The sequence below is a fragment of the Bradyrhizobium sp. SZCCHNR1051 genome, assembly GCF_032489615.1.
GTDB lineage: Bacteria > Pseudomonadota > Alphaproteobacteria > Rhizobiales > Xanthobacteraceae > Bradyrhizobium.
The window spans coordinates 1-24,604 of the sequence record NZ_JAUEYJ010000008.1; the positions used below are offsets into that span (position 1 = coordinate 1).

Annotated in this window: 27 protein-coding genes and 1 pseudogene; 10 read left to right on the forward strand and 18 right to left on the reverse strand. The window is 64.7% G+C overall.

From position 1 onward, the window contains the following. On the forward strand, positions 1 to 348 hold a 348-nt coding region (locus tag QW868_RS11320; RefSeq protein ID WP_316230581.1), incomplete at its 5' end, for a hypothetical protein. Positions 349 to 507: 159 nt separating this feature from the next. Here QW868_RS11320 and QW868_RS11325 read toward each other — a convergent pair. From QW868_RS11325 to QW868_RS11340, 4 genes and pseudogenes are all read right to left on the reverse strand, one after another. After that, a pseudogene (locus tag QW868_RS11325) lies at positions 508 to 832 on the reverse strand (amidohydrolase); the annotation flags it as partial. Between the two features lie 139 nt (positions 833 to 971). Next, positions 972 to 1,199, reverse strand: a complete 228-nt coding sequence (locus QW868_RS11330) for a hypothetical protein (RefSeq protein ID WP_315739926.1) — start codon at positions 1,197 to 1,199, stop codon at positions 972 to 974. A 330-nt stretch (positions 1,200 to 1,529) separates the two neighbouring features. Next, on the reverse strand, positions 1,530 to 1,736 hold the full coding sequence (locus QW868_RS11335; RefSeq protein WP_315777649.1) for a PRC-barrel domain containing protein: 207 nt from the start codon (positions 1,734 to 1,736) through the stop codon (positions 1,530 to 1,532). A 140-nt stretch (positions 1,737 to 1,876) separates the two neighbouring features. Next, complete coding sequence (locus tag QW868_RS11340) at positions 1,877 to 2,398, reverse strand: tannase/feruloyl esterase family alpha/beta hydrolase (protein WP_316230582.1); 522 nt, start codon at positions 2,396 to 2,398, stop codon at positions 1,877 to 1,879. A gap of 142 nt (positions 2,399 to 2,540) precedes the next feature. Here QW868_RS11340 and QW868_RS11345 point away from each other — a divergent pair, with 142 nt between their 5' ends. After that, positions 2,541 to 3,899, forward strand: a complete 1,359-nt coding sequence (locus QW868_RS11345; protein ID WP_316230583.1) for an LLM class flavin-dependent oxidoreductase — start codon at positions 2,541 to 2,543, stop codon at positions 3,897 to 3,899. Between the two features lie 12 nt (positions 3,900 to 3,911). Here the strand turns inward: QW868_RS11345 and QW868_RS11350 are convergent, their stop codons facing one another. Next, entirely contained in the window at positions 3,912 to 4,511 is a 600-nt protein-coding gene (locus tag QW868_RS11350; protein WP_316230684.1) for an aspartate/glutamate racemase family protein, read from the reverse strand. Between QW868_RS11350 and QW868_RS11355 the strand changes: the two genes are divergently transcribed. Then, positions 4,432 to 4,599 (forward strand): hypothetical protein, encoded by a 168-nt coding sequence (locus tag QW868_RS11355; protein WP_316230692.1) that lies wholly within the window; start codon positions 4,432 to 4,434, stop codon positions 4,597 to 4,599. The genes QW868_RS11350 and QW868_RS11355 overlap by 80 nt on opposite strands. A gap of 78 nt (positions 4,600 to 4,677) precedes the next feature. On the opposite strand, the gene QW868_RS11360 is transcribed toward QW868_RS11355, so the two are convergent. Further along, on the reverse strand, positions 4,678 to 5,340 hold the full coding sequence (locus tag QW868_RS11360) for an O-methyltransferase (protein WP_316230584.1): 663 nt from the start codon (positions 5,338 to 5,340) through the stop codon (positions 4,678 to 4,680). A 93-nt stretch (positions 5,341 to 5,433) separates the two neighbouring features. Here QW868_RS11360 and QW868_RS11365 point away from each other — a divergent pair, with 93 nt between their 5' ends. After that, positions 5,434 to 6,084 carry a TetR family transcriptional regulator gene (locus QW868_RS11365; protein ID WP_316230585.1) on the forward strand — a complete coding sequence of 217 codons (651 nt, stop codon included), beginning with the start codon at positions 5,434 to 5,436 and terminating at the stop codon, positions 6,082 to 6,084. A gap of 400 nt (positions 6,085 to 6,484) precedes the next feature. Here QW868_RS11365 and QW868_RS11370 read toward each other — a convergent pair whose 3' ends face one another. Then, the gene (locus QW868_RS11370) at positions 6,485 to 7,237 is read right to left on the reverse strand and encodes a hypothetical protein (RefSeq protein WP_315739734.1); all 753 of its coding nucleotides are present in this window, start codon (positions 7,235 to 7,237) and stop codon (positions 6,485 to 6,487) included. A gap of 1,453 nt (positions 7,238 to 8,690) precedes the next feature. Here QW868_RS11370 and QW868_RS11375 point away from each other — a divergent pair. From QW868_RS11375 to QW868_RS11400, 6 genes are all read left to right on the forward strand, one after another. Further along, a complete protein-coding gene (locus QW868_RS11375; protein ID WP_315777648.1) occupies positions 8,691 to 9,620 on the forward strand; it encodes an aliphatic sulfonate ABC transporter substrate-binding protein in 930 nt (309 codons plus the stop codon). A gap of 80 nt (positions 9,621 to 9,700) precedes the next feature. Beyond that, the gene (locus QW868_RS11380) at positions 9,701 to 10,321 is read left to right on the forward strand and encodes a nitroreductase family protein (RefSeq protein ID WP_315777633.1); all 621 of its coding nucleotides are present in this window, start codon (positions 9,701 to 9,703) and stop codon (positions 10,319 to 10,321) included. Positions 10,322 to 10,413: 92 nt separating this feature from the next. Continuing rightward, entirely contained in the window at positions 10,414 to 11,709 is a 1,296-nt protein-coding gene (locus QW868_RS11385) for an O-acetylhomoserine aminocarboxypropyltransferase (protein WP_316230586.1), read from the forward strand. A 3-nt stretch (positions 11,710 to 11,712) separates the two neighbouring features. Then, the gene (locus tag QW868_RS11390) at positions 11,713 to 12,495 is read left to right on the forward strand and encodes an alpha/beta hydrolase (protein WP_316230587.1); all 783 of its coding nucleotides are present in this window, start codon (positions 11,713 to 11,715) and stop codon (positions 12,493 to 12,495) included. Between the two features lies 1 nt (position 12,496). Next, complete coding sequence (locus QW868_RS11395; RefSeq protein WP_316230588.1) at positions 12,497 to 12,820, forward strand: BA14K family protein; 324 nt, start codon at positions 12,497 to 12,499, stop codon at positions 12,818 to 12,820. A 137-nt stretch (positions 12,821 to 12,957) separates the two neighbouring features. Then, positions 12,958 to 13,494 (forward strand): hypothetical protein, encoded by a 537-nt coding sequence (locus QW868_RS11400; RefSeq protein WP_316230589.1) that lies wholly within the window; start codon positions 12,958 to 12,960, stop codon positions 13,492 to 13,494. Positions 13,495 to 13,929: 435 nt separating this feature from the next. Here the strand turns inward: QW868_RS11400 and QW868_RS11405 are convergent, their stop codons facing one another. The 11 genes from QW868_RS11405 to QW868_RS11455 all read right to left on the reverse strand — a co-directional run bounded on the left by QW868_RS11405 (position 13,930) and on the right by QW868_RS11455 (position 24,150). Further along, positions 13,930 to 14,838 carry a flagellin gene (locus QW868_RS11405; protein ID WP_316230590.1) on the reverse strand — a complete coding sequence of 303 codons (909 nt, stop codon included), beginning with the start codon at positions 14,836 to 14,838 and terminating at the stop codon, positions 13,930 to 13,932. 15 nt (positions 14,839 to 14,853) lie between these two features. Continuing rightward, positions 14,854 to 16,611, reverse strand: coding sequence for a flagellar hook-associated protein FlgK (gene flgK / locus QW868_RS11410; protein WP_316230591.1), 1,758 nt, complete (start codon positions 16,609 to 16,611; stop codon positions 14,854 to 14,856). A 27-nt stretch (positions 16,612 to 16,638) separates the two neighbouring features. Then, positions 16,639 to 17,091, reverse strand: a complete 453-nt coding sequence (locus QW868_RS11415) for a flagellar protein FlgN (protein ID WP_316230592.1) — start codon at positions 17,089 to 17,091, stop codon at positions 16,639 to 16,641. Between the two features lie 15 nt (positions 17,092 to 17,106). Then, complete coding sequence (locus QW868_RS11420; protein ID WP_315786237.1) at positions 17,107 to 17,376, reverse strand: hypothetical protein; 270 nt, start codon at positions 17,374 to 17,376, stop codon at positions 17,107 to 17,109. Positions 17,377 to 17,379: 3 nt separating this feature from the next. Then, on the reverse strand, positions 17,380 to 18,618 hold the full coding sequence (gene flgE / locus QW868_RS11425; protein WP_315739745.1) for a flagellar hook protein FlgE: 1,239 nt from the start codon (positions 18,616 to 18,618) through the stop codon (positions 17,380 to 17,382). Between the two features lie 22 nt (positions 18,619 to 18,640). After that, positions 18,641 to 19,306, reverse strand: a complete 666-nt coding sequence (locus QW868_RS11430; protein ID WP_315813738.1) for a flagellar hook assembly protein FlgD — start codon at positions 19,304 to 19,306, stop codon at positions 18,641 to 18,643. Between the two features lie 469 nt (positions 19,307 to 19,775). Continuing rightward, on the reverse strand, positions 19,776 to 20,048 hold the full coding sequence (locus QW868_RS11435; RefSeq protein WP_315739747.1) for a hypothetical protein: 273 nt from the start codon (positions 20,046 to 20,048) through the stop codon (positions 19,776 to 19,778). A gap of 232 nt (positions 20,049 to 20,280) precedes the next feature. Continuing rightward, on the reverse strand, positions 20,281 to 20,706 hold the full coding sequence (locus QW868_RS11440) for a flagellar export chaperone FliS (RefSeq protein WP_315739748.1): 426 nt from the start codon (positions 20,704 to 20,706) through the stop codon (positions 20,281 to 20,283). Then, complete coding sequence (fliD, locus tag QW868_RS11445) at positions 20,706 to 22,421, reverse strand: flagellar filament capping protein FliD (protein ID WP_316230593.1); 1,716 nt, start codon at positions 22,419 to 22,421, stop codon at positions 20,706 to 20,708. The genes QW868_RS11440 and fliD overlap by 1 nt, the downstream gene beginning before the upstream one ends. A gap of 61 nt (positions 22,422 to 22,482) precedes the next feature. Next, positions 22,483 to 23,307, reverse strand: a complete 825-nt coding sequence (locus QW868_RS11450) for a flagellin (protein ID WP_315739750.1) — start codon at positions 23,305 to 23,307, stop codon at positions 22,483 to 22,485. A 138-nt stretch (positions 23,308 to 23,445) separates the two neighbouring features. Next, positions 23,446 to 24,150, reverse strand: a complete 705-nt coding sequence (locus QW868_RS11455; RefSeq protein ID WP_315786228.1) for an RNA polymerase sigma factor — start codon at positions 24,148 to 24,150, stop codon at positions 23,446 to 23,448. Positions 24,151 to 24,604: the final 454 nt, after the last annotated feature.

Genomic DNA, 24,604 nt, shown 5'->3' on the forward strand with positions numbered 1-24,604 from the left:
GCGAAAACCATGGTGTTACCTTTGAAACATTGTCCGCCGAAGTCTTCTCGTCCGATCCCAGAACCAAAAGCCGAAGCCTTCAATCCCGAGACCCGCAAGGACTCCGCCGTCCACGTTTCTCTTTCTTCATCTTCACTTGTCAAACAGCCCGCACTTGTTAGTTCGCTCGAACTACTAAGTGCATCAACCTCGTTGGTCTTTTTCGCCGAGGAAGTCCCGATGGCCGGGGCGCTTCACATAGCCGATTTTCGAAGACCGTCAAGAGCAATTCCGAAGAAAAAACTCAGGAGCCAATCGGAAGAAAAAACAACGTCGGTCCCGAAAGTCGGGGGCCTCAGTCATCGGTGATGTCCGGCTGGCGTGGTGGTGAGATAGTGCGGCGCCGCATCCCGCGCAAGAACTTTTTGCGACGGCTGTGCAGAAATGTGGATAGCGCTGTCGCCCCCCACGCTCGGACCCGTCACACGCCGTTTCCGTTCCATTTTGAAACGGTTGGCGCGCGCAGCGTCAGGAATTGCTCGTGTGCGGTTGCACCAGCGCACGATACGAGTGCGGCATCCGCATGCGCGACGAGATCTTTCCGCCGGACGACGTTGGTCGGATAGAAGCTGTCGAGATTGCTGGTGTCGATGTCGACGGTCGCGATCCCCTCCCCGCCCGCAACGATCGCCTCACGGCGCGGAAACGCTGATGTATCCGGACCGAACACGCCGCTGAGCCCGGGATCGAAATTCGCGGCGTCGCACACATTCGCGAATGCGAAGTAGGCGTTGTTCTCGCCACCGCGAACACGGGGATGAGGCCAGTGATGCAGATCGGCACCGGCCGGGATGCGTCTTGCGATAGGTTGAGAGGGTGCCGTCCGGAATTGGCCCGGCCTCTGCCGGATCGGTCAGCCCTGTTGCCGCAAGTTCCGGAAACACCACTGGCAGCGCCGCGCCCCCCTCGTCCGACGCCGGCGCGAGACGGCGTCAACGCGATCGCGGCGGAGTGCTGCGTGCTGGAGCCGTCAGGAAACGATCGAGCTCGACGATCGCTTCGGCCTCGCGGGCGCGCCGCAGCTGCCTGGCCTGCTCGATGCCCGGCGGCAGACGTTTCGCCCTGTCTCGCGCCTCGCGCGCCATCTCTAGCAACCGCTCACCCAACGACATCGTCTGCTTGACACGCCGACGCCGTTTCTTCCGACCTTCTACTTCCATGCGGGTTTGCATCCAGTTTCATTGATGCGCACCGACAACTCTAGATCAGGAGATGCCGGGCGCATCAACATAAGTGAATCGGCCGCGACCACCCTAGTCCGGGCGGCAGAGCAGCAGCGGCCGGCCGCGCCGGGAGCATCGAGGCTAGCCGCAGCGCCGGCCCGCTCTCGTATCATTTGATATGCGATGCACAGGTCTTCCGGCAGGCCTCAGCAAAGGCCGCTCGAGAAGTTCGAACGCTCGATCCGATGCCCCACGCAACGCCATGCGACGCGTAATCAAGCCGTTTCGATCGTTTGAGCGTTCCAAATCCGAGACCAACGCCGCCGCTCAGGATTGAGTGAACTTGATGGTCGACACCGGCCAGCGCCCGTCATGACCGCGAAGGGTGATGCGCAACCCATGCAGCTCATCAAGATACACCTGCTCCACGGTTCCGGCCTTGCCGTCGCTCAAGGCCACGCATTTGCCGATCAGCTCGGTCTGGACGTGCTCGAACTCGCGCAGAATGGTGAAGGCTCGCGTCTTGGCAACCATGAGGGACCGGTGTGTGGGCTGATGGGAGCCGCAACGCTGCGGAGACAGGTCGGCTGGCAGATAGATCGGCTCATCCCCCTCCCGGGTCAACCGCTCATCAAGAGATCGTGCACACCGTGCAGACGGCATGCACGACCTGTTCAGCGGCACTCGAAATTCGCTGCATCCTCGAGGCTGCCGCTGCCCTTGGAGGTCAGCACCTTCGGGAACGCGCAGAGATCGCGCGTGCGCCCGGGCCATGGCACATCGGCCGCACGCCGCGCGGTGGCGTGGATCGCCTCAGGCGCCGCGGCCGTGCCCTCCACCCATTGGTCCAGCGCGGTCAGCAAGTGGAACTGATTGGTGGCGGGTCCGCCGCCGCAATGGTTCATGCCGGGAACCAGGCACAGGCAAGCGGCACGCGATAGGCCGGCGCGCCCGCGATGACGCCGTCGAACAACTCGGGGAAGCGCTGCCCCAGAAGCGGTCACGCCCGCGGGTGCCGGCGGCGCCAGTTGCACGCCGCCCGCGGCGACGAACTCGGCCGTGACGACGCGCCCGCTGTCGGCGAGGCCTTGCGCGAGCGCGGCGCAACTCGCCTTCAAGTCCTGCGCATGGACGGAGGCCACAGCCGACGATGTCAGTACCAGCGCGGCCAGCGTCGTGATCCGGATCGCCGCCAATCTCGTCCTCCCCACGTGCGGGCCACGGCCCGTCCTGCGCCGTCATTGATCCGCGGCGCGCAGCGGCCGCGCGCATCCACGCGATTGAAAACCATAGGCGAAGCGTGCCATCTGGTCGGCTCAAGACAGCGTCGAGGGCATCATGGCTGCGGACATCCGGTTGAATGCGTTTGCGATGAACTGCGTCGGGCACCAGTCGCCCGGCCTGTGGCGGCATCCGCGCGACCGCTCCTCCGACTACAACCGCCTGCCCTATTGGCTCGACCTCGCCAAGACCTTGGAGCGCGGCCGCTTCGATGGACTGTTTCTCGCCGACGTACTCGGCGTCTACGACGTCTATGGCGGCAACCCCGACGCGGCGCTCCGCCACGCCATCCAGGTGCCCGTCAATGATCCGATGATGCTGATCTCGGCAATGGCCGCCGTCACCGAGCATCTCGGCTTCGGCGTCACCTGCACGCTGTCCTATGAGCCGCCCTACCCGTTCGCGCGGCGGATGTCGACGCTCGATCATCTCACCGAGGGCCGCATCGGCTGGAATATCGTCACCGGCTATCTCGACAGCGCCGCACGCGGCATGGGCAGGGAGCGCCAGACTGCGCATGACGACCGCTACGACGTCGCCGACGAGTACATGGAGGTCGTCTACAAGCTGTGGGAAGGCAGCTGGGAGGACGACGCCGTCAAGCGCGACCGGACCAGCGGCGTGTTCACCGATCCCACGAAGGTTCACCGCGTCAGCCATCGCGGCGAGAACTACCAGCTCGACGCCATCCATCTCTGCGAGCCGTCGCCGCAGCGGACGCCGGTGCTTTATCAAGCCGGCACCTCGCCGCGCGGCCGCGTGTTCGCCGGCCGCCATGCCGAATGCGTGTTCATGTCCGGCCCGTCGGCCAAGATCATCGCGCCGCGCGTCGCCGCCATCCGCCAGGCCGCCGCCGACGCGGGTCGCGCCGGCAGCGACATCGTCATCTTCAGCATCGCCACCGTCGTGCTCGGCGAGACCGACGCGGCGGCCGAGGCGAAGTTTGCCGACTACCGCCGCTACATCGACCACGAGGCGTCGCTGACCCTGATGTCGGGCTGGACCGGCGTCGACTTCTCGACCTACGACCTCGACCAGCAGGTCCGCCACGTGCTCAACGATGCCGGCCGCAGCGCCATGGACAACGTCACGCGCGCCGATCCGGACCGGGTGTGGACCGTGCGCGAGGTTGCCGAGCATGTCGGCATCGGCGGCATCGGCCCGGTGTTCGTCGGCGGGCCTGCGAAGGTCGCCGATCTCATCGAGAGCTGGATCGAGCAGACCGGGGTCGACGGCCTCAACCTCGCCTTTGCGCTCTCACCGGAGAGTTTTGCCGATGTCGCCGACATGCTGGTGCCGGAGCTGACCCGGCGCGGCCGCTACAAGAAGGCCTATCAGCCAGGGACGTTGCGCGAGAAGATGTTCGGCCGTGCCCGGCTCGCGGCGCCGCATCCGGCGGCGAGCTACCGCCCGTAATGCTGCTGGCACTCAGCCCGACAGACGCGACAGCAACACGGCCACCGCCGCCGCGATCGGCTTGATGATCGGCACGGCGAATTGCCGCTGCAACTGATCGGCGGCCTGCGCCAGCGGCCCGCCGCCGATGATCACGGCCTCGGCGCCGTCCTCGGCAATACAGGCGCGCGTGGCGTCAGCCAGGGCGGCAGCAAGCCGCGCCGGATCGACGGCGAGCGCGGCTGGGTCGCCTTGCGTCAGGCGCGTCCCGGTGAACTGCGCCGACAGGTTCAGCCTGTCTGCAAGGCCCGCGATGCTCGCGACCAGCGCGGGCGTCACCGTGGCAACGCCGAAGCGCCTCCCGCCCTCTGCAGCCTCGCGCATCGACGCCTCGCCGATGCCCGCCACCGGCAGCGAGCACTGGCTGCCAAGCTCCGCGGCGCCGGGATCGCCGAACGCCGCGACGATGATGCCATCGCAAGCATCGCGATGCGCGCGGCCGATATCGACCACTTCCGCCGCCGATGCGGCCAGCGCCTCGGCATCCACGATCATGGCCGGCGCCCGCGTCGCGGTCGCGCCGACCACCTCGGCCCGGCCAGCGCAGCAGGCGGCCGCAATCGACGCCATCATCGCGGTGGTCGTGGCCGAGCTGTTGGGATTGATCAGGAGGATGCGGGGCATGAGGACGGTTGCTCAGATGACGAAGCTCTCCTCGTGAACAATCGTCGGCCAAACGTCAACTCCAGGCCCATTCGCCGATGAGGGTGGCGGGCATCACCCGTTCGTCGCCGGCCGCTCACCCGATCCGCATCGACAATTCGACTTCGTCGCCGAACGGCACCGACAGATAGCCGTTATCAGGCGAACGGACGTAGGCGAGGTAGTCGGGGCTGTGGTCGGCATTGTCAGCGACGATGAACGCGCCGGCGCTGAGCCGGCTCTCGAGCAGCGCCAGGATATCGCCATACAGCGGCTTGGCGCCGTCGAGGAGAACCAGGTCGATCGCGTCCGGGAGATCACCGCTCAGCGTCTGCAGGGCGTCGCCCTGGCGGATCTCGACCAGATCGGCCAGGCCGCCCTCCGCGAGGTTGGCACGGGCACGGGCGACCTTGGACGGCTCGAACTCCGTGGTGGTCAGCCGGCCGCCGCCATTGTCGCGCAGCGCCGCGGCGAGGAACAGCGTCGAGATGCCGAACGAGGTGCCGAATTCGACGATCGATCGCGCATCGACGCCGCGCGCCAGCATGTAGAGCAGCATGCCGGTGTCGCGCGACACGGGCAATGGAAAGTCCTTGAGCTGCGTGTAGAGCTCGACATGGCCGGACCTGCTGCGCATCAGTTGCGCGCCCCGTTCGGCCATGCCGGCGAAGATCGGGCTCGTCTCCGGCCGCAGCAACGTGGCCTCGGCAAGCAGGCGATCCAGCAGCGGCGCCACCGGCTGAGCGGTCAGGGTGATCATTGATATTCTCCGTGTTCTCGATGCGTGTCGTTTGCGTCGAAGTCAGAATACGAATAATCATTCGCATTCGCTAATCGCATTTCGGAACGCTCCATGGCCCCGGCTCGAAAAGCCCCGATTTCCCCGCGAAAACTGCCGCAACAGGCACGCTCGGCCGACCTCGTCGCGGCCATTCTGCAGGCGGCTGTTCAGGTTTTGACCAAGGAAGGCGCGCAACGTTTCACCACTGCGCGCGTCGCCGAGAAGGCCGGCGTCAGCGTCGGCTCGCTCTATCAGTATTTCCCGAACAAGGCGGCGATCCTGTTCAGGCTGCAGAGCGACGAGTGGCAGCAGACGACGAAACTGCTGCACGGCATTCTGGAGGACACGCGCCGTCCGCCTTTGACGCGATTGCGCGCGCTCGTTCACGCGTTCCTGCAATCGGAGTGCGACGAGGCCGCGGTGCGCGGCGCGCTCGACGACGCCGCCCCGCTCTATCGCGATGCGCCCGAGGCGCGCCGGGCCAAGACAAGCGGCCGCCGCGCCATGCTCGCCTTCATGCGCGAGGTGCTGCCTGGTACTGGAGAGGCCGAGCACGCGCGGGCAGCAGACCTGATCAAGACGACGCTCAGCCAGGTCGGCAAGCACTTCTCGGAGACGCCGCGCAGCCGGGCCGAGATATCGGCCTATGCCGATGCGATGGCGGACATGTTCTGTGCGTACCTCTCCACCGCGAACAAGCCTCACAGACGCAAGGCCGGGTAGTCCCGCAGCCGGCACGTCCCCGCCTCTCCTTAGCGCGATACTTCTTAGGTGTTTGCGCAAGGACGGCGGACGGGATTGCACTTGTTTGTTCGCACGTCGAGGTTTGCGAGTACGGCGAAGCTGAAAATCCACTTGGGTGGGAAGTGTCCTGCCTCGAGACCGCGCAGCCATCCTACAAGGAACTGTTTCCGCATCACGTGAAAGCGTACGAAAGTCGGCTCAAAGAGTGACATTCGTCCGCTTCTGCCCATCCCGGGCCTTTCGGTCGAAGCTTGCGACGTCGGTTCTAGGGGTTCAACCGGAAGTAGGCCGTCGGACGGCGGCTTTGACCCAAAGCGAACGATCACGCTGCACCGGCAGAGTGCGTGGAGCGGCGTCACATTTGGGTGGATCAGAGGGGCTAACCTCTGACGCCGGGACCGCCGTTGCGCTGGGGCTTGGGCGCACAGTTGTTGTTCTCGGAGGTAGGTTCGCACTTCAAGACGTGGTCCTTGACGAAACCTCGGATCGTGCCGCCCGCCCGCCTCAGGATGCCGGGGTCGGACGGGGTGTAGGTCTGGTCGCATTTCGACATTACCGAGGCGACCTTCGTCATCTCGTTGCTCGCGCCGATCTGCACCGACTCCTTGCCGCAGCTGCCGGAATTGATCTGCTTGAGCAGTTCGATTCGCTTTCTCCCGAGGGCGAGAATGGGCCCGCACTGCTCACGCTCGCTGGCCCTCTGCCACAGACCCTTCAGCCTGTCGTCGTGAGCCTGCAGCGAGGCGATGTTTCCCGCCTTGCAGGCCCGATCGGGGGCGTCGGCCACCGTATCGGAGGCGCGCGAACGGGCGCTCGCCGGCGCCGGCCCGATCCGAGTCGCGGTGGCCGTGCCGGTCGACATCGACTTGCCGTCGGGCGCCAGCGTGTAGTTCCAGGTGCCGAGGCTATTGGTGTAGGTGAGGACGTTGCCCGAGCAGGTCCAGGTGCCCTGCACGCAGGCGGGATGTTCGCTGCACAGCGCGCGGCCGTCGGCCTTCACCGAACCGCGGTTGCCACTGCCGGAATGCCGCCACTCGCCGACGAACTTGGAGGCACAGCTGGCGGGCGGCGCGGCTAACGCCGGGGTGGCGAGGGTAGCGAAAATCAGGGAAGCCGCAATCAACGATCTCATCAATATGTCTCCTTTTGGAATGCGGCAGCAATCCTACAGACCGGCGTCGGCGCGGCAAGGCCGACCGCCTGCCTTTTCCCCGACATGAGTCGAGGCAACCCCGCGATAGCTGCGGGTTCTCCAACCATGCAGGCGTCGTCGGTGTGGGCGGCGGCTTCACCAACGTGCTGCGCAATGTAAACACGGCGCATGGCGACAAAGATTGTCACCATTCAGCTGATCGAGTGGACGTCCTGAGGAATGTGCTTGGCGACGACGAGTTGCCGCCTCCATTGCCATGTCCGCCCGTGGCCCGGGCTCGGACTACCCGGTCTACGCTTGGGATGCCCGCAATGGGCTGAGTGCGAACGCCGCTGACTCGGTCGCGGAGGCTTGCTTTAGTCACGGGCTGTCCTCCCGAATGCGCTTGCTCCGCGGCTCCTGCCCCCAATGGCTGCCGATTTGTCGCACCGCGCAAGTCGGAGGCCTCAGGCCAAATCCGCTCATGAGCTCCCGCGCTTCATCTCGGCCGGCAGATGCAAGGCCGTTCGATCGGACAACCCGCCCAAACCTCTGCGGAGAGTTACTAAGACGTAGATGGCCGGGACGAGGCCCGGCCATGACGTGGAGGCAGAGGGGCTCAAGCTGATTGTCATATGCCAAAGCTCCAGGTCTTGCGTGACGAGCCTATTGCTTCTCCTCGCGCTTGCGCGACGGAACGAAATTCGCCCGCGTTCTCAAGCTGATTTGCCCTGTCCAGTCCTCCTGCGAAAAACATTCTTGTTTCTTTTTTTCGGAATTTGTGGTTGTATCACCCTATCCCGCCCGATCGAGAGGGGCGCTTCGCGAACGTCACGAAACGTTGGTGCGGGATGCGATGGCCGGTTCTCGTCGCAGCGTGCGTCAAGCGCGCGGACGAACGATGGGAGCCGGACGGCGAAATCGCGTGGTCCTGATACTCCGACGCTAGTATCAAGTTCGCGAAGATGCTTGCGTGTCTCGCGGATGACGGTGGCCAGAAAGCCCGGCGCACCGGGGAGATCGCGTATAAGCCGTAAGCCCATTGCGCAGGGAAGGCCGGATGTCCGGCTGATCCTGTGGTAACCGCCGCGTGCTTCCTTTTTTGCACGCGGGCCATGGGTGTCAGTCGACGCCCGGCCTTCCCTGTGCCCTCTCTCGATGGAGGGACGAACGGCAGACACATCTCGGACGCCCTGCGCGTCGCGAGGATGCGAGCGGCTGTCTCGTCAGATCTCGCGCGCCAAGAAAACAAAACCTCTCGCGGCACGGGCACATGAGAAACTTTCATCTCCATATGAACATATCTGCAAAATTGCGCAGGGCTCACGATCCTGCGAATGATCCTGGACAATTGCATGCAACCGCCTGTTTGGGAGATTGCCGAATGACACCGTCCTTCAGCGGCCTGCGCCGCGCGCGGCCCTTGCATCTCGCCCGTCGCGGCGTCCTGATGATGGCCGCGGCCCTGCTCGGTGCGCTCGCCACGTCGCAAGCCGACGCAGCCGAGACGCTGCGCATCGGCTATCAGAGATCCTCGACCCTGATCGCCCTCCTCAAAACCAATGGCGAGTTGGAGAAGGCGCTGACGCCGCTCGGCATCAAGGTGTCGTGGCACGAATTCTCCAGCGGCCTGCCACTGCTGGAAGCGATCAACATCGGCAGCATCGATGTCGGCGCCGATGTCGCCGATACCGTCCCGGTGTTCGCGCAGGCCGCGGGCGCGAGGCTCGCTTATGTCGCCGAGGAGGCCGCCTCGCCGTCGGCGCAGGCGATCCTCGTGGCAACGGCTTCGCCGACCAAGACGCTCGCTGAGCTGAAAGGCAGGAAGATCGCGGTGACCAAGGGCGCCGGCAGCCACTATCTGCTGCTCGCCGCGCTCGCCAAAGCGGGTCTCACCTTCAAGGACATCACCCCCGCCTATCTGCCGCCCGCCGACGGCAGGACCGCTTTCGTCAGCAACAATGTCGATGCCTGGGTCGCGTGGGATCCGTTCCTGACCAGCACCATCCGCCAGTCAGGGGCGCGCGTGCTCGCGGACGGCAGCGACGGGCTTGCCAGCTACAAGCGCTACTATCTCGCATCCGCCGACTACGCCGCCGGGCATGGCGACGCCCTCAACGTCATCTACGGCAAGCTCGTCGAAACCGGCAAATGGGTGAAGGCCAATCCGGGCGCCGCGGCGAGCCAGCTCGCAGCGCTCTGGGGCATCGATGCCGCCACCGTCGAGGAGGCCAACAGCCACCGCTCCTACCAGGTCGGCGCGGTCACCGCGGCCGGCCTGTCGGAGCAGCAGAAGATCGCGGATGCTTTCCTGGCGGAGCGCGTGCTGCCGGCGAAGGTGGACACATCTGCGTTGGCGATCTGGACTCCCAAAGCGCCGTGAGCCACACAGGAGCCGAGATTGTGCCCCGCAGCGAAGCGCGGCGCGAGGCCCGACGACGAGCCTGAACGAAGGAGACCCCCGTGACTGCCCATCTTCCCCCGCCGACCGACCGTATCACCGAGCATCCGGCGCATCGCATCTTCGTCGATCGCTGGTCGCCGCGCGGCTTCAGCGACGAGGCGCTTCCGGAGACGGAGCTCCTGACCTTCATCGAGGCGGCACGCTGGGCGCCCTCCTCCTACAATTCGCAGCCCTGGCGCTTCCTCTACGCGCTGCGCGGCTCCGCCGAGTTCGACACCTTCCTGGCGCCGCTGGTCGAGTTCAACCGCGGCTGGGCGCGGCATGCCGCGGCGATCGTCTACGTGCTGTCGAAGAAGACCTTCATCCCGGCCGGCAAGACCGAGCCGGCACCGACGCGCACGCATTCCTTCGATGCCGGCGCGGCCTGGGCCAATTTCGCCAACCAGGCGGCGGTGTCCGGCTGGATCACCCACGGCATGAGCGGCTTCGACGTCGCCGCCGCACAGACAGCGCTCGGGGTGCCCGACGGTTTCGCCGTGGAGATCGCGATCGCGGTCGGCCGCAAGGGCGACGGCGAAAAGCTGCCGGCCATGCTCAAGGAGCGCGAGAAGCCGAGCGCACGCCTGTCCATCGCCGAGATCGCCTCGGCCGGCCTGTTCCCGCAGCGCTTCGGCGGCTGATCGATGTCGCAGGGGCGGCGCACCGCGCCGCTCCTGACTGACGGCGAAATCTGTGGCAGAAGATGCGATCTGCTTGAGGAGAGTTGATCCGCATGCCGCCGCCGAAACCGCCCGCCTTCGAAACCCTGAGCCTGCACGCGGGCCAGCACCCGGATCCCGCGACCGGCGCCCGCGCGGTGCCGATCTATCAGACCACGTCCTATGTGTTCGACGACACCGAGCACGCCGCGGCGCTGTTCAATCTCGAACGTGCCGGCCACATCTATACCCGCATCTCCAACCCGACCACGGCCGTGCTCGAAGAGCGGCTCGCCGCGCTCGAAGGCGGCGTCGGCGCGGTCTGCACCGCGAGCGGCCAGGCCGCGCTGCATCTGGCCATCGCCACGCTCCTGAATGCGGGCGATCACATCGTGGCCTCCTCCTCGCTCTATGGCGGCACCATCAACCTGCTCGCGCACACGCTGCCGCGCTTCGGCATCACCACGAGCTTCGTCAAGCCCAGGGATCACGACGGTTTCCGCGCCGCGATCAAGCCGAACACGCGGCTCCTGATCGGCGAGACATTGGGCAATCCCGGTCTGGAGGTGCTGGACATCCCCAAGGTCTCGGCGATCGCGCATGCGGCCGGCGTGCCGCTCCTGATCGACAACACTTTTGCCACGCCCTATCTCAGCCAGCCGATCGCCCAAGGCGCCGACATCGTGATGCACTCTGCGACCAAGTGGCTCGGCGGCCATGGCATCGCGATCGGCGGCGCGATCATCGATGGCGGCCGGTTCGACTGGCGCGCGTCCGGCAAATTCCCGCAGCTCACCGAGCCCTATGCCGGCTATCACGGCATCGTCTTCGACGAGCAGTTCGGCGCGGCCGCCTTCATCATGCGCGCGCGGACCGAAGGCCTGCGCGATTTCGGCGCCTGCCTGTCGCCGACCAACGCGTTCCATCTGCTGCAGGGCGTCGAGACGCTGCATCTGCGCATGGAGCGGCACGTCGCCAACACCCGCGCCGTGCTGGAGGCGCTGACGGCCAACAAGGCCGTCGACTGGGTGCTGCATCCTTCGCTCGAGGCCCATCCGGACCATGCGCTCGCCAAGGAGCTGTTGCCGCGCGGCGCCGGCTCGATCATCTCGTTCGGCATCAAGGGCGGACGTCCCGCGGGGCGCAAGTTCATCGAGAGCCTGAAGCTGATCAGCCATCTCGCCAATGTCGGCGATGCCAAGACGCTGGTGATCCACCCCGCCTCGACCACGCATCAGCAGATGGACGCAGCCCAGCTCGCCGCGGCCGGAATCGGCGAGGAGCTGATCCGGCTCTCGGTCGGCATCGAGGCGGCCAGCGACATCATCGACGATCTCGGACAGGCGCTGCGCGCCTCGCAGAAGGTGTGAGCCATGCAGCTGTCAATCGGAGATCATGAGGTCTTCGCCGCCACGGGCGGCCGCGACTTCGATTCGTCCCTGCCCGCCGTCGTCTTCATCCATGGCGCCGGCTTCGACCATTCGGTCTGGGCTCTGCACAGCCGCTGGTTCGCCCATCATGGCTTTGCCGTGCTGGCGCCCGATCTGCCGGGCCATGGCCGCTCGGCGGGCCCGGCGCTGCCGACCATCGCTGCGATGGCCGATTGGATCGTCGCGCTGTTGCAGGCGTTGAATGCGAAACCCGCTCACCTGATCGGCCATTCGATGGGCTCGCTGATCGCGCTGGATGCCGCGGCACGCCATCCCGATCGCGTGTCGGCGCTGAGCCTGATCGGCACCGCGGCAACGATGACGGTCGGGCCTGACCTCCTGAAGGCCGCGGAAGCCAACGATCACGCCGCCATCGACATGGTCTCGATCTGGGGCCTCGGTTTTGCCGCCGAGCTCGGCGGCAGCCGCGCGCCGGGCCTGTGGATGCATGGCGGCGCGCAGGCGACCCTGGGGCGCTGCGCGCCGGGCGTGCTGTTCAACGATCTCTCCGCCTGCAACGACTATCAGGATGCGCTGGCATCGGCGGCCAGGATCAAGGTGCCGACGCGGCTGATCCTCGGCGAAAAGGACATGATGACGCCGCTGAAGGCCGGCAAGGCGCTGGCGGCTGCGATTGCGCAATCGCGCACGACCGTCCTGCCCGGCGCGGGACATACGATGATGACAGAATGCCCAGATGCGCTGCTCGATGCGCTGATCGAATAGCTTGCGGTCACGGTTCCGGTCGCCGACCCCAGCGACGCAGAACGCGACCGAGCTGCAGCAGGTGCAATATCGCCACTGGCGCGGCGGTTACGGTCATCGCCACGGCTATTACGGCCATCGCTCTTACGGGCATCGCCACGGCTATGGTGCGGGTGCCGCCGCCCTCGGCGGCCTCGCGGCCGGCGCGATCATCGGGGGCGCCATCGCCAACAGCCGCGCCGAGGCCGCCAACGCCCAGGCCTATTGCGCCCAGCGGTTCCGGTCCTACGACCCGGGCTCCGGCACCTATCTCGGCAATGACGGCCTGCACCATTCCTGCCCGTAACGACACCAAGGTCGATGCCCCCCGGCATCGACCGCCGCCTGGACCAATGGCGCGTGACAAAACGTCCGCTGCGACAAATGCAACGAAGTTCGTCTCGTCCGGTTGAGCATAGCGCTGAATCAACGGGAGACATCAGGATGGTCACCTTCAAAGCCGCCGCGACGCTCGCCATCGCCGGCGCACTTTCTGTATCCACGCTGCACTCGGTCTCGGCTGCGCCGCTGACGTCGCTGTCAGCAGCCGCCAAACCGAGCGCCGAAAGCTCGAATGCCGTGCAGGTCCGCTACGGCGGCTGGCATGGCGGCTGGGGCGGCGGTGCCGCGATCGGCGCGGGGCTGTTGGCGGGTGCCCTGATCGGATCGGCGATCGCCGCCCCCTCCTACTATGGCGGCTACGCGCCCTATCCCTACTACGGCGGGTATCGCTACGCCGCCTATCCCTACGGCTATGGCGGCTACTACCCGGCCTACCGGCCCTATTACGGCGGCTATGGCTACAGCTACGTGCCGCGCCCGATCTATCGCAGCTACGGCTATTCCTATGGCCCGCGGCCGTGGCGGCACAGCTACGGCTATTACCGCGGTCCGGGTTGGGGCCATCATGGCTGGCACGGCGGCCGTCATTTCGGACACCGCTACGGTCATGGCGTGATCCGCGCCCATCATCGCTGGTGATGTGATTTCGCTGGTGCGTGGGGCTCGCCCGACGCACCGGCACGTCGATGCGCAACCTCCGCCGCGGCGGATGACGTACTCGTCATGATCGCGCCAGACGAACACGACAAATGTCGCCAACGCCTCATTGCGCCGGGCGCGATTACCCACCAGATCTGCTTGAGAGCCATGACCGTGGCGACGAAGGCGCAGACGACTCCAGTGCGGAATTCCTTGGCAGCTCGACGTCCTGATCATCCTCTTCCCGCAGATGGAGCTGCTGGACTTTCGCGTTTTCCTTGATCCGCCCATACCCACCCCACCGATCCCGCGCAGCGCCGCTGTCGAACGTCGCAAGCTAGGCAATGAGAGGTCCGCCGACGAGATGCCCGCCAGCGAGCCGCATGGTTTGAATCGGCAGTCCGGCTCTGCTGGGCTCGCACGATGTCCCGAAACTCAGCGCAGGTAGCTGGCCAGGTTCAGGCTCTGGATCTTGGAGATGGCGGTGTAGCTCGCCGTGAGCTGGGCTTGATAAGTCGAGAGCTGGGCGGTGACCGCAGCGACGTCCACGCTGGTCAGGTCGGTCGCCAGACTCTCGGCATAGCTCTTGTAGTCGGTCTGCTGAGACTTCGCGCTCTCGATCCGGGACGCTGCATCGGAGACCTTGGCCTGCACCGTGGCGACATCGTCCACTGCTTGATCGGCAAGCGTCAGCGCGGAGGTGATGTCGGCTCCGGACAGGGTCGAGCTATTCGCAACGAACTTCAGAACACGCATGACCTCCTCGAAAGCAGGGTTGTCGGCGGTCACGCCATACGTCACGGACTGGCCGTCGGAGACACGGACCGAGGCAAGCTCGCTGTCGCCCTGATAATAGCTGGTATCCATCGTGGCCAGCGATCCCGAGCCGGACGCGAAGGTCGAGGTATCGACAGCCGGAGTCGAGGTGCGCCCCCCGCCGAACAGATATTGCCCATCATACTGGGTGTTCAGAATGCCCGCCATCTGCTGCAGCAACTGCTGCGCGGTACTGATCGCCGACGTGGTTCCCGTGCTGCTGCCGGAGCTCGCGGCGCTCAGGGCCGTGCGCAGCTGACTGACGATGTCGGACACCTGTCCTGCCGCGGAATACATGACTTGCACCTTGCTGTCGGCCAGGGTCGCAGCATCGATATAGGATTGCGCCCGCGTGACCGAGACCTGAAGATTGACGACGTGCTGAGTGTCGGCGCCGTAGCCGGCGAGATACTCCGATTTCAGCCCCGAGGCTTCCTGCACCTGGAGATTGGCCATGGTCGCCTGCGTCCGCAGCGCGCTCGTGATCATCTGGTCGGAGTTCGAGAATGTCGCAATCCGCATCGTCATGATCTGCGCTCCGGACTAGGTCGATTGCACGGCAGTGAGCAACGAAGAGAACATGCTGTTGATCACGGAGATCAGCTGCGAGGCGGCAGCGTATTTGTTCTGCAGCGAGCTCAGCCGCGCGGTCTCCTCGTCGAGATTGACGCCCGATTGCGAGGACAGCGAGCTGGCATAGCTCGACTGGGCCGTCGACTTCGCGGTGTAGGCAGTGGAGGCCTGCGAAGCCTTGCTGGCGACATTGGCGACGATCGCCGCGGCATAGTCGGCAAACGAGCCGGTCGTTGCGCTCAGACCTCCCGCCGACGCAAAGCTGGTCGAGCCGGTGAACTTGTCGATGAGCGCATTGATAACCGTCGCCGAGCCGGCCGTCAGCACCTGGCTGCCGGTCGTCAAGGTCGCAGAACCGTCGAGCGTGCCGGTCGGCAGACCAGAAGCGCCGCTCAAGATGCTGCTGTTGACGGCAAAATTGGCGGCGCTCGTGCCGGTGACGAGATCATTCATGCCGAAATAGTCGGAGAAGCCGCTGCCGCCGACCGCACTGGTCATATCGTTGATCGCGATGCCGTTCGACGACGACGTGGCGCTGATCGACAGGTGTCCGCTGGAATCGATCGAGGCGGAGACCCCGGAGATGCCGTTGAGCGCCGTGACCAGATCGCCCACCGTCGCGTAGGACGACAGATCGAGATCCTGGTACGAAACGAGATTGCCGCTCTGGTCAGCCAAGGCGATGCGGACCGTTCCGGACGCCGACAGGGCCGTCGTGCTGCTGACGCTCGCCGACCCGGTCAGAGTGGCCGGAGGTGGAACGGCCGACGCGCCATTGGTGATCTCATTCAGCGCCGATTTCAGCTGCAAAGCCAACTGATCGAGCTGGGCCTGCGCGGCCGGCAAGGTCTCGTCCCGCAACGTGACCAGCGAGCCGATCTTGCCCGACGTGATCTGGGCCGTGACGTCGACGCCGTCGACCATGATGCCGCTGAAGCCGCCGGACGCATAGCTCGAAGCCGCCGAGACATTCGCCGAGGCCGTGTAGCTCAGCGTGTGCGCCGAGCTGTCGACGAGGGCTCGCCCCGACGAGGTATAGACCTGAAGGTCGCCGTTCGACGCCGTGTAGTAGCTGACGTTCATATAGGACGAAAGGTCCTGCAGCGCGGCGTTGCGCTCGTCCTCGAGATCCGCTGTCGACTGGCCGGACGCTGCCATTTTGCGGATCTCGACATTGAGATCGGCGATCTGCTGCAGGTCGTCGTTGACGCTCTGAACCGACGACGCGATGTCCTTGTCGGCGTTGGCCCGCAAGGTCTGCACACCGCTCGACGTGCTGCGCAGCTGGCTGGCGAAATCGTCCAGAGCGCTGACGACGGCCGATTGCAGCGAAACACTGCTGGGCGAGCTTGCCAGCGACGACAAGGCGGACTCCAGCGATGCAAGAGAGTTTGCCAGCGACGTTCCCGTCGTCGAAGTGCCGGATGTGGACGCGCTGCCGAACAGCTGCTGCAGTTGCGTCAGGTAGTTGTTGGTGGTGTCGGCCGCGCCGAGCTCGGAATTGGCTCCGATCAGGGATTTCAGCAGCAGCTTGTCGACATTGCTCGAAATGCCGGTAATCGAAACACCGGTCCCAACTCCCCCGGTCACATTCGTGACCTGGTTGGCCGTCTTCTGCGTATACCCCTTCGTGTCGGCGTTCGAGATGTTCGACGACGCCACGCTGATCTGCAGCTCCGTGGCCGAGATGCCGCTGAACGCGACCAGCCGTGCTATGTCGAGCGACATCACTCTACTCCCGCTGCTGGGCGGCCATCATGCCCTGACATTGGTTCCACAGGACGTCGCACGCGCGGTGCGACGCCCGCCTGCGCCATAGGGCGACGCATTCGCGATCTGCTCGCGGATCGCCTGCATGACTGCCTCGATGCGACGATTGCTGGCTTCGATCGCAGCCCGCAGCCGAACGAGGTTCTCGTCCATCGCGCCACGCAGGTTGAAGATGTGCTCCATGAGCTGTTCGCGCAGGACACGGTCGCGGACGTCGAGACTCGCCGTTCGCCTGGCACATTCGGCAACCCGCTGCTCAAACAGCCCGGCGAGCCGATTCTTGTCGTCAAGCTGCTTGGAGCGCGAGGCCGGGAGCCCTCTGGCAAGCTCCGCATTCTCCTCCGACACCACCGCGATGAGCTCGTCAATCAGCGCGATCAAGGTCCGCACTTCATCTTCGCTGGCCGGCCGCTGATCGGCCTGAACTGCGTGTTTCATCCTGTCGCTCCCATCCTACTGTTCACGCTGCGGTCGGCGGCTGATCTGCGCGACACGGGCGTAGGTATTCAGCGCCGTCACCCTCACGGTGGCGACCTTGAGCTCTTCGTCGAGCAGCGCGCATTCACGCAGAAGCTTTCGTCGGACCGTTTCGATATCGTCGATCAAGGCCAACAGTTGCGCGCGGTCGTCCTTGCCGACGGTCGCGGCGCGCAGTCTCAGCCGCCGCAGCCTCTTCAGCAGAGCCTCGCCCTCGCCGAGCCGCTCCCTCTTCAGGTCGGCCATGATCTACCTCATCGACGAGATCAGGGTGTCGTACATCTTGTTGACCGCCGAGATCACCTGCGATGCCGCCGAATAGGCCTGCTGAGCCGAGATCATATTGCTGAACTGGCCCGTGGTGTCGGTCGTACTCGACTCCAGCTCACTGCCGTAGATGGTTCCTGCACCATTCTCGCCGGACGCCTGCAGGGTCGCATTGCCCGACGTCGCCGTCGACGTGTACATGCCGCTGCTATGCGCCACGAGGCCATTGGGATCGGCGAAGGTCGCCACCGCGATCTTGTAGATCGGAACCGTCTGGCCGTTGGAATACGTCGCCTCGACGAGGCCGTTCTTGCCGACCGAAATGCTGCTCAGCGTACCGAAAGAGATGCCATCGGAATTGGCACTGAAATTGGAGACGCTCGGCGTCGTGCTGCCGGATGACAGCTGGGTCAGGCCATCGGTGCCGCCGCCCGTCGTGCCGAAGCTGAGCGCGATCGAGCTGGCCGCCGCGCCGTTATTCCAGGTGATGCCGAGATTGGTCGAAGAGACCGTGCTCAGCGAGCCATCTGAGTTGAAATCGATTGTATAGGTGCCGCTCGTCACGGTGCCGTCCGACGCCGTGGCCGGCGCGAAATCGGCGGTCCATTCGTTCGCCGTCGCCCCCTTGGTCCAGGTGACGTTGAGCGTGTGCGATTGCCCCAGCGAATCGTACACCGTCATCGAGCTGCTGAAGGTATCGCCGCTCGCGGCATCGGCCGGCAGGTTGGCGGCGAGCGACGTCTTGGTGGTCGCTCCACCATTCGTCAGCGCAACCTTGGTGTTGATCGATTCGAGCCCATTGCCGACCACGTTGCCGCTCGCATCGGTGCGCCAGCCTTCGAGATAATAGCCGTTGTTCTCGAGGTAGCCGGCATTGTCGGTGGTGAACGCGCCGTTGCGGGTGTAGAAGGTCTCGCCTCCGGCCGAAGTCGAGTTGGTCGCGACGAAGAAACCCGAGCCCTGGATTGCGACATCGGTCGCGTTGGTGGTGGCGGCCAGCAGCCCCTGCTGCGTGATATTGGCACGGCCGGAGACCGAGACGCCACCCGAGGAATAGGCTTTCGAGCTGCTTGATGCCGTCACCAGCTGCTCGAACAGGCCGGACGTGGTCTTGTATCCGGTCGTATCGGCGTTGGAGATGTTGTCGCTGATCATGGCGAGCGATGAACTCTGCGCGTTGAGCGCCGAGATCGCCGATGACAGGGCTCCAGAAAGACTCATGATTGTACTCCGAATGATGCCGTCAGGAGGTGACGCCGATAATGTTGCTGGCGCTGACAGGAATGCCGCCGACGGTGAGCGACGGCGTGCTGGTCGAGGTGTCGATGCCGGTTACGGTCCCGGTGATCGTCGTGTAGTTGAGAACCGAGGTGCCAGCGGAGTCAGTCGCCGTCACGGAGATCGTGTACTGGCCGCCGTCGCTGAGCTGATTGCCGCTGGAATCGGTGCCGTCCCAGATGATCGAATTGGCGCCCTTGTTGCCGGTCCCGGTGCCGGTCCAGACCGTGCTTCCGGAGGAATCCTTGATCGATATCGAAACGTTCGATGCCGCCGACGAGAGAGAATAGCCGAAGGTCGCCGAGCCGTTCGACAGAACGGCGGTGTCACTCTTGGCCTCGACGGTGTGGCCGATGTAGTTCACCGAATTCAGCGTCACCAGGCTCGAGAACGAGCCGGCCAGCGAGGTCATGCTGCTGTTGAGCGACTGCTGCGAGGTGTAGTTGGCGTAGGACGTCATCTGGTTGATGAAGTCGGTCACGCTGGTCGCGTTGAGCGGATCTTGGTTCTGCAATTCGCTCACCAGGAGCTGAAGAAAGTCGGTCGAGCTGAGTGTCGTACGCGATGTGTCGCTGGATGATGAGGTCGATGAGGTGGTCGCAGTCGACGAACTCGCGGCAGAAACGGTCATGGCAGAACTCCGGCTCGCGCCGCGAACGGCGGCGGGACACAGCACGACCACGCGGTCGTGGAGGCGTTTGCTGATCAAACGGCCGGAGCGCCGATTCCAGGCGCACAATTAGTCGATCGAATTAGTTGATCCGACGGCAGAATTTGCCGGCGCGCGGTTGCGCAGGGGCGGCAAAAATCGCCTGGTGTGGCCCCCCGCTCTGCATCGGCAGCGCGGCGTCGCGGCGCACTCGGCCGGTGGTCAGGACGAGACCAGCAGAGAGTATGGACGGCGCGACCAGGTCAGATCGGCTGCAACCGTCGCGTCATCTCCGCGCCACGGCTCGCGTCGTCGCACTCGGGCGCCCCCGATTCATGCGCAAACGAGCTCGACAAATTGAGGGGGATGGCAGCGGTGATGGTGTTGCGGTTCCGGCGCCCACGGCCCAACCGGCCGAAGCGCAGTCGCCCAAGCTCGGCCCTGGCGGAGCTCAGCCGGGCTGGTGGGCGTCAGCCGGGGCGGTTGACGCTTCCTCTTGGGTCAGGCGGTTGGCCGCAGCAAGGATACGCGACGTCAAGCCCGCGGGTGCACGAACCGGCGGCGACGACAGCGCCTCACGAACAAGACGTGCCTCGGACAGCAATCGATCGGCCTCGGGAGAGGATGCAAGCAGATCAGCAGCCGATTGACGCTGCTCGGCTGGCCAGCGCGAGATGTCCTCACCCAGCCTACCGATCAGATCCTCGAATTCCCTGACGTCCATCGTCCGCCCAATCCAGCGCTTCCGGCTTGGTCATAAAGCATTCAGCCCGCGAACGAAATTGATATCGGCAATTGTGACGATCGACCGCAACCGGACGCGGGAAACTCCGTATTTTTCGGGAGCCGTCTGCACGCGACGCCGCACTGGATACCGAAACGGGAGACAATGCAGCCCGTTTCTGATCGGTTTCCCAAGATTTCCGCAGTGCGGCAGGTGCCTGATTCGGACAGCGCTACCGACGGTTGGCCGAATCACCGGCTGCTCGCTTTCCCCGGGCTGCCGCATCGACAGCCTCCCACGCCTCCCGCAGCTCCAGCAAACTTTGAGTGATCCGCTGGAAATTCTCGCGCATGTGAGGTCGACCGTAGGCCCGCAGCGCGGCCACGATCAGGGCGTTGTAGGTTCCGAACAGCTGGTCGGCGACCGGCCCGCCGCGCGTTGGATCAAGGTGAAGGCTCAATCCGCGCAGGATGGCGGTCGCCCGGGTCACATGGATGTGCCCCTCCTCGAAGCGGCGGGCCTCCTGCGCCTGCAGCGACTTCTGCAAGCTCAGCATCGCTCCGTTGAGCAGCATGATGACGGCCCGGAGCGGCGGAACGGCCACCGCAGCACCGCGATAGGCCTGACTTGCGAATTGCGCCATCGAATTTTGGGTCATCAGTTACTCGAACTCGCGTTGAGAAGGGCTTTTAGATAAGTGAGCGTGTTGTTGGCGCTCTCGATGGCGGCCTGATATTTGGCGTATTGCGCCGTGAGCTGAGTCTGGAACGTGGCGGCCGAGCTCTTGATGTCATCGACCTTGGCCTGCATCGTCTCGTCCTGCGAGGTCAGATTGTCGATCAGCGTCTGCAGCGATCCCGTGCTGGACGATGCGGTCTTGGCGATCTGGTAGATCTGGGTTGCAAGCCCCTGTGTGGAGGTCACGGTGACCGATTGCGACGTCGAGCCGGTGTAGGTGAAGGCCATCCCGGCATAGATCGTCCCGGAATTGCCCACGATCGTGTTGCCGCTGACCGTGAACAGCGAGCTGTCGCCGCCGACCGACGCGGTCGTGAGCGTCCCCGACGAGTCCACGGTCAGATCCAGGGTGAACGACTGCGGCGACGATCCGGTATTGACTACGCTGAGCTGGCTCGACGAGGTCCTGGTCTGCGCCGACAACAACGTCGTCACGCCGCTCAGATTGGTGCTGAGGATCGTCGACAGCGTGCCCGTATCGAGCTCGAGTTCGTTCTTCTCGTTGAACGACAGGCCCAGGTCCGCCATCGTCAGCCCGCCGACCGAGGTTCCGAGCACGGCCTGGAGCGAATTCATGATGTCGCGCATGGTGCCGTCGCCGAACAGGACGGAGCTCGAGGACGCCGTCCCGTCCGAATTGGTGGTCTGCTGCGCGATGACGGCATCGCGGAATGCGTTGTAGTCGGTGACGAATGTCTGCAATGCCGACGAGATCTGGCTCGTGTCCGTCCCGATGGTGACGGTCAGCGTCGTTCCGGACGGAGTCGCCTGCAGCAGATCGAAGGTGACGCCGCTGAGAACGTCGGTGATGTCGTTGGTGTTGCGCGTCAGGCTGATCCCATCGAGCGTGAATTCCGCCTCCTGCGCCGTCTGCAGCACAGTCGTGAAGGCACCCGAGCTGTCGGTCACGCCAAGCTTGTTGAGCACGTCGTCGCCGGACGAGCTGGCATAGGTGATGTCAGCGGAATCCTGGGTTCCCGTCAGCACCAGCTGATACGACCCGCTCGATACCTGGACGATCGACGCCTCGACATTGATCGTGGAGGTCTGGGCATTGATCGCGTCGACGACATCCTGCAGCGACATGCCGCTGGTGATGGTGACGTCGGCCGTGCTGCCGCCGGATAGGCCGAGCGAGAACGTGCCGGAATAGCCGAGTGCCGCGGTCTGGCTCGACTGCGCCGTGCCCGTCACCTTGTGTGCGGTGGCGATCTGGCCGATCGTCAGCGTGTGGCTGCCGGTCGCAGCACCGTTGCTCACCGACATCGACAGAGCCGATGAGGCGCTGACGTCGCCGGTCGCGCTGATGGTGGCGGCCCGCGTGGCGAAGGCGTTCGTCGCAAGCGAGTTCACCATCGACGTCGCCAGTGACGACAATCCCGAAGACAGCGTCTTCAGCGCAGTCTGCAGCGTCTGGTAGGCCGTGATCTTGGCCTCATTGGCCGTGATCTTGGTCGAGATCTGGGTCGCCTGGGTGAGCTTGGCATTGACCGCGGATTCGATCAGCGCAGTCCAGTCGATCGTGCTCGTCGTGCTCGTTCCCGACGTCGTGAGCGAGCTGCTCGAACTCGTCGATGATGAGGAAGAAGACGACGTCGTGCCGCTCGTGCTCGAGGTTGCGCTGCTCACCGTCATCTATCGTCGTCCTCCGAGGGAAGGGCCGGACCGGCGTGGCGCCGGCCCGGCAGATCACAACTCAGCCCAGCAGCTTCAGGAGGTACTGCGGGATCTGGTTGGCGGCGGCTTCCGCCGACACCGCGGCCTGGGTCTTCACCTGCGCCGACGACAGTTTCGCTTGCTCCGACGCGATGTCGACGTCCTTGATCGCAGAGTTGGCCGATTGCAGGTTCTGCGTCTGCGTGGAGATCGAGTCCGCCGAGAAGTTGAAGCGCGATTCCTGCGCGCCGATGTCGGCGCGGGCCTTCGACACGGTGTCGATCGCGGTGTCGAGAGCGGTCAAGGCTGCGGTCGCGCCGGTCTGGGTGCTGACGTCGAGCGACGAGACGCCGAGCGTGCTCGCGGTGAGATCCGACAGCGTGATGTTGATGGTGTCGGACGCGGACGAGCCGACCAGGACCGAGACGCCCGACGAGAAGGTGCTGGTGCCGTCGAGCAGGCTCTGGCCGCTATAGCGCGTTCCGGTCGCGATCGACGAAATTTCGCTGATCAGCTGCGAGAATTCCGACTGGATGTAGGTGCGGCTGGTTCCGACCGTGGTGCCCGATGCGGACTCTGAGGCCAGCGACTTCATGCGCGCCAGGATGTCGCTGATGTTGGACGCGCCGCCATCCGCTGTCTGCAGGATCGACGTCGCCTGCGCCGCGTTGGTCGCAGCCTGCTGCAGCGTGGTGATGTCCGACGAGATGCGCGTGGAAATGGCGAGACCGGCCGCGTCGTCCGAGGCTGACGTGATGCGCGAACCGCTCGACAGCTTGGCGAGCGAGCTCGTCTCCTGGTTGGAGTTGATGTTCAGGTAACGGACGGCGGAGTTGGCGGCGATGTTGGTGGAAATTGCGGGCACGGTGAGGACTCCTGAGTGATCGGCAAAGCACGCCGCATCGTGGAAGGACTGACGGTGCGGATCGGCCCCGTCTGACCGATCAAACGGAAGCGCCTGCGGGATTCAGGCGGGAATTCTCCTGCGCCGAGAATTTTATGGTTAGCAATCCGTGAAGGCGCCGCGAATGTCGCGCTCGTGACGCCGCAGCATGTCGCGCAGTTGCTGGCGTCCCCGCTTCAACAAGGACTCCACGGCGGCCACTGTCGTGTCCATCACCTCGGCGATCTCACCGTTGCTCATGTTCTCGTGATACGACAGGATCACGGCGATCCGTTGCTGCTCCGGAAGCCGCTGCATCGCCCCCTCCAGGAGGACGCTGAGCTCCGCACGCTCGATGACGCTCACTGCATCCGGCTTGCCGTCCGCAACCTCGGGTACCACGTCGACATTCTCGGTCCGCGGCTTGCGGCGGATGTCGATGCAGCGGTTGCTGACGACGCGATAGAGCCAGGTCGAGAATTTGGCGCGACCGTGCTGCCACCGCCCCCGGTGAGTCCAGACCTTCAACATCGTGTCCTGCACGACGTCCTCGGCGTCGGCGGCATTGCCGACGATGCGCAACGCAATCGCATAGGCGCGATCGATGTGGCGCTCGACGAGAAGACGAAATGCGAGCTCCTCTCCGGTGGCGAGCCGGTCGAGCAGGTCCTTGTCCTCGTCGAAGACCGCGGTCTCGCCTGGCGGCGCGGAGTCGGGAACGGTGCTGGCCGACTCGCTCGACGGCAGCGCCGCGACGTCCGGGGACCCCGGCTCTTTCGAAGATATGCCATCGGCCGGGGCCCAGACGTCCAGCGCGTAGCTCATTTCCGAATCTCCAACCCGCAATGCCGAATGCGGCATTCGCAGACGGCTTCCGATCGTTGAACGCGGCGACCGAAAGAAGCAGGCGAAGATTTTTTGTGACTTTTCAGGTAGTTAGATGGAATGTTTTGCCTAGGGACAGGCAAATTCTGCCGCACGCGGATCGAGCGCCCGACGATCGTTGAGAAAGAGAGGCCGATGTTCGGCATGGCGGGGGATTCATTCCAGAAGACGAATTCAGCAGAAAACGCGAGCTGCAACGCTTACTAACAGCATCCTTGGATGCATACCGCGCACACAAAGTCCGCGGTTGAGCAAGGTTCGGAATTCCTGCGAAACGATCATCTCGCCCGGCAATTTTTTCCGAATCACCTCGACGAAATTATCGCATTTTTCGACTCTGTCAGTTGCCGCGGACGCGATTTTTGAATCGCGTGACGATTTTTTCGACATTGCG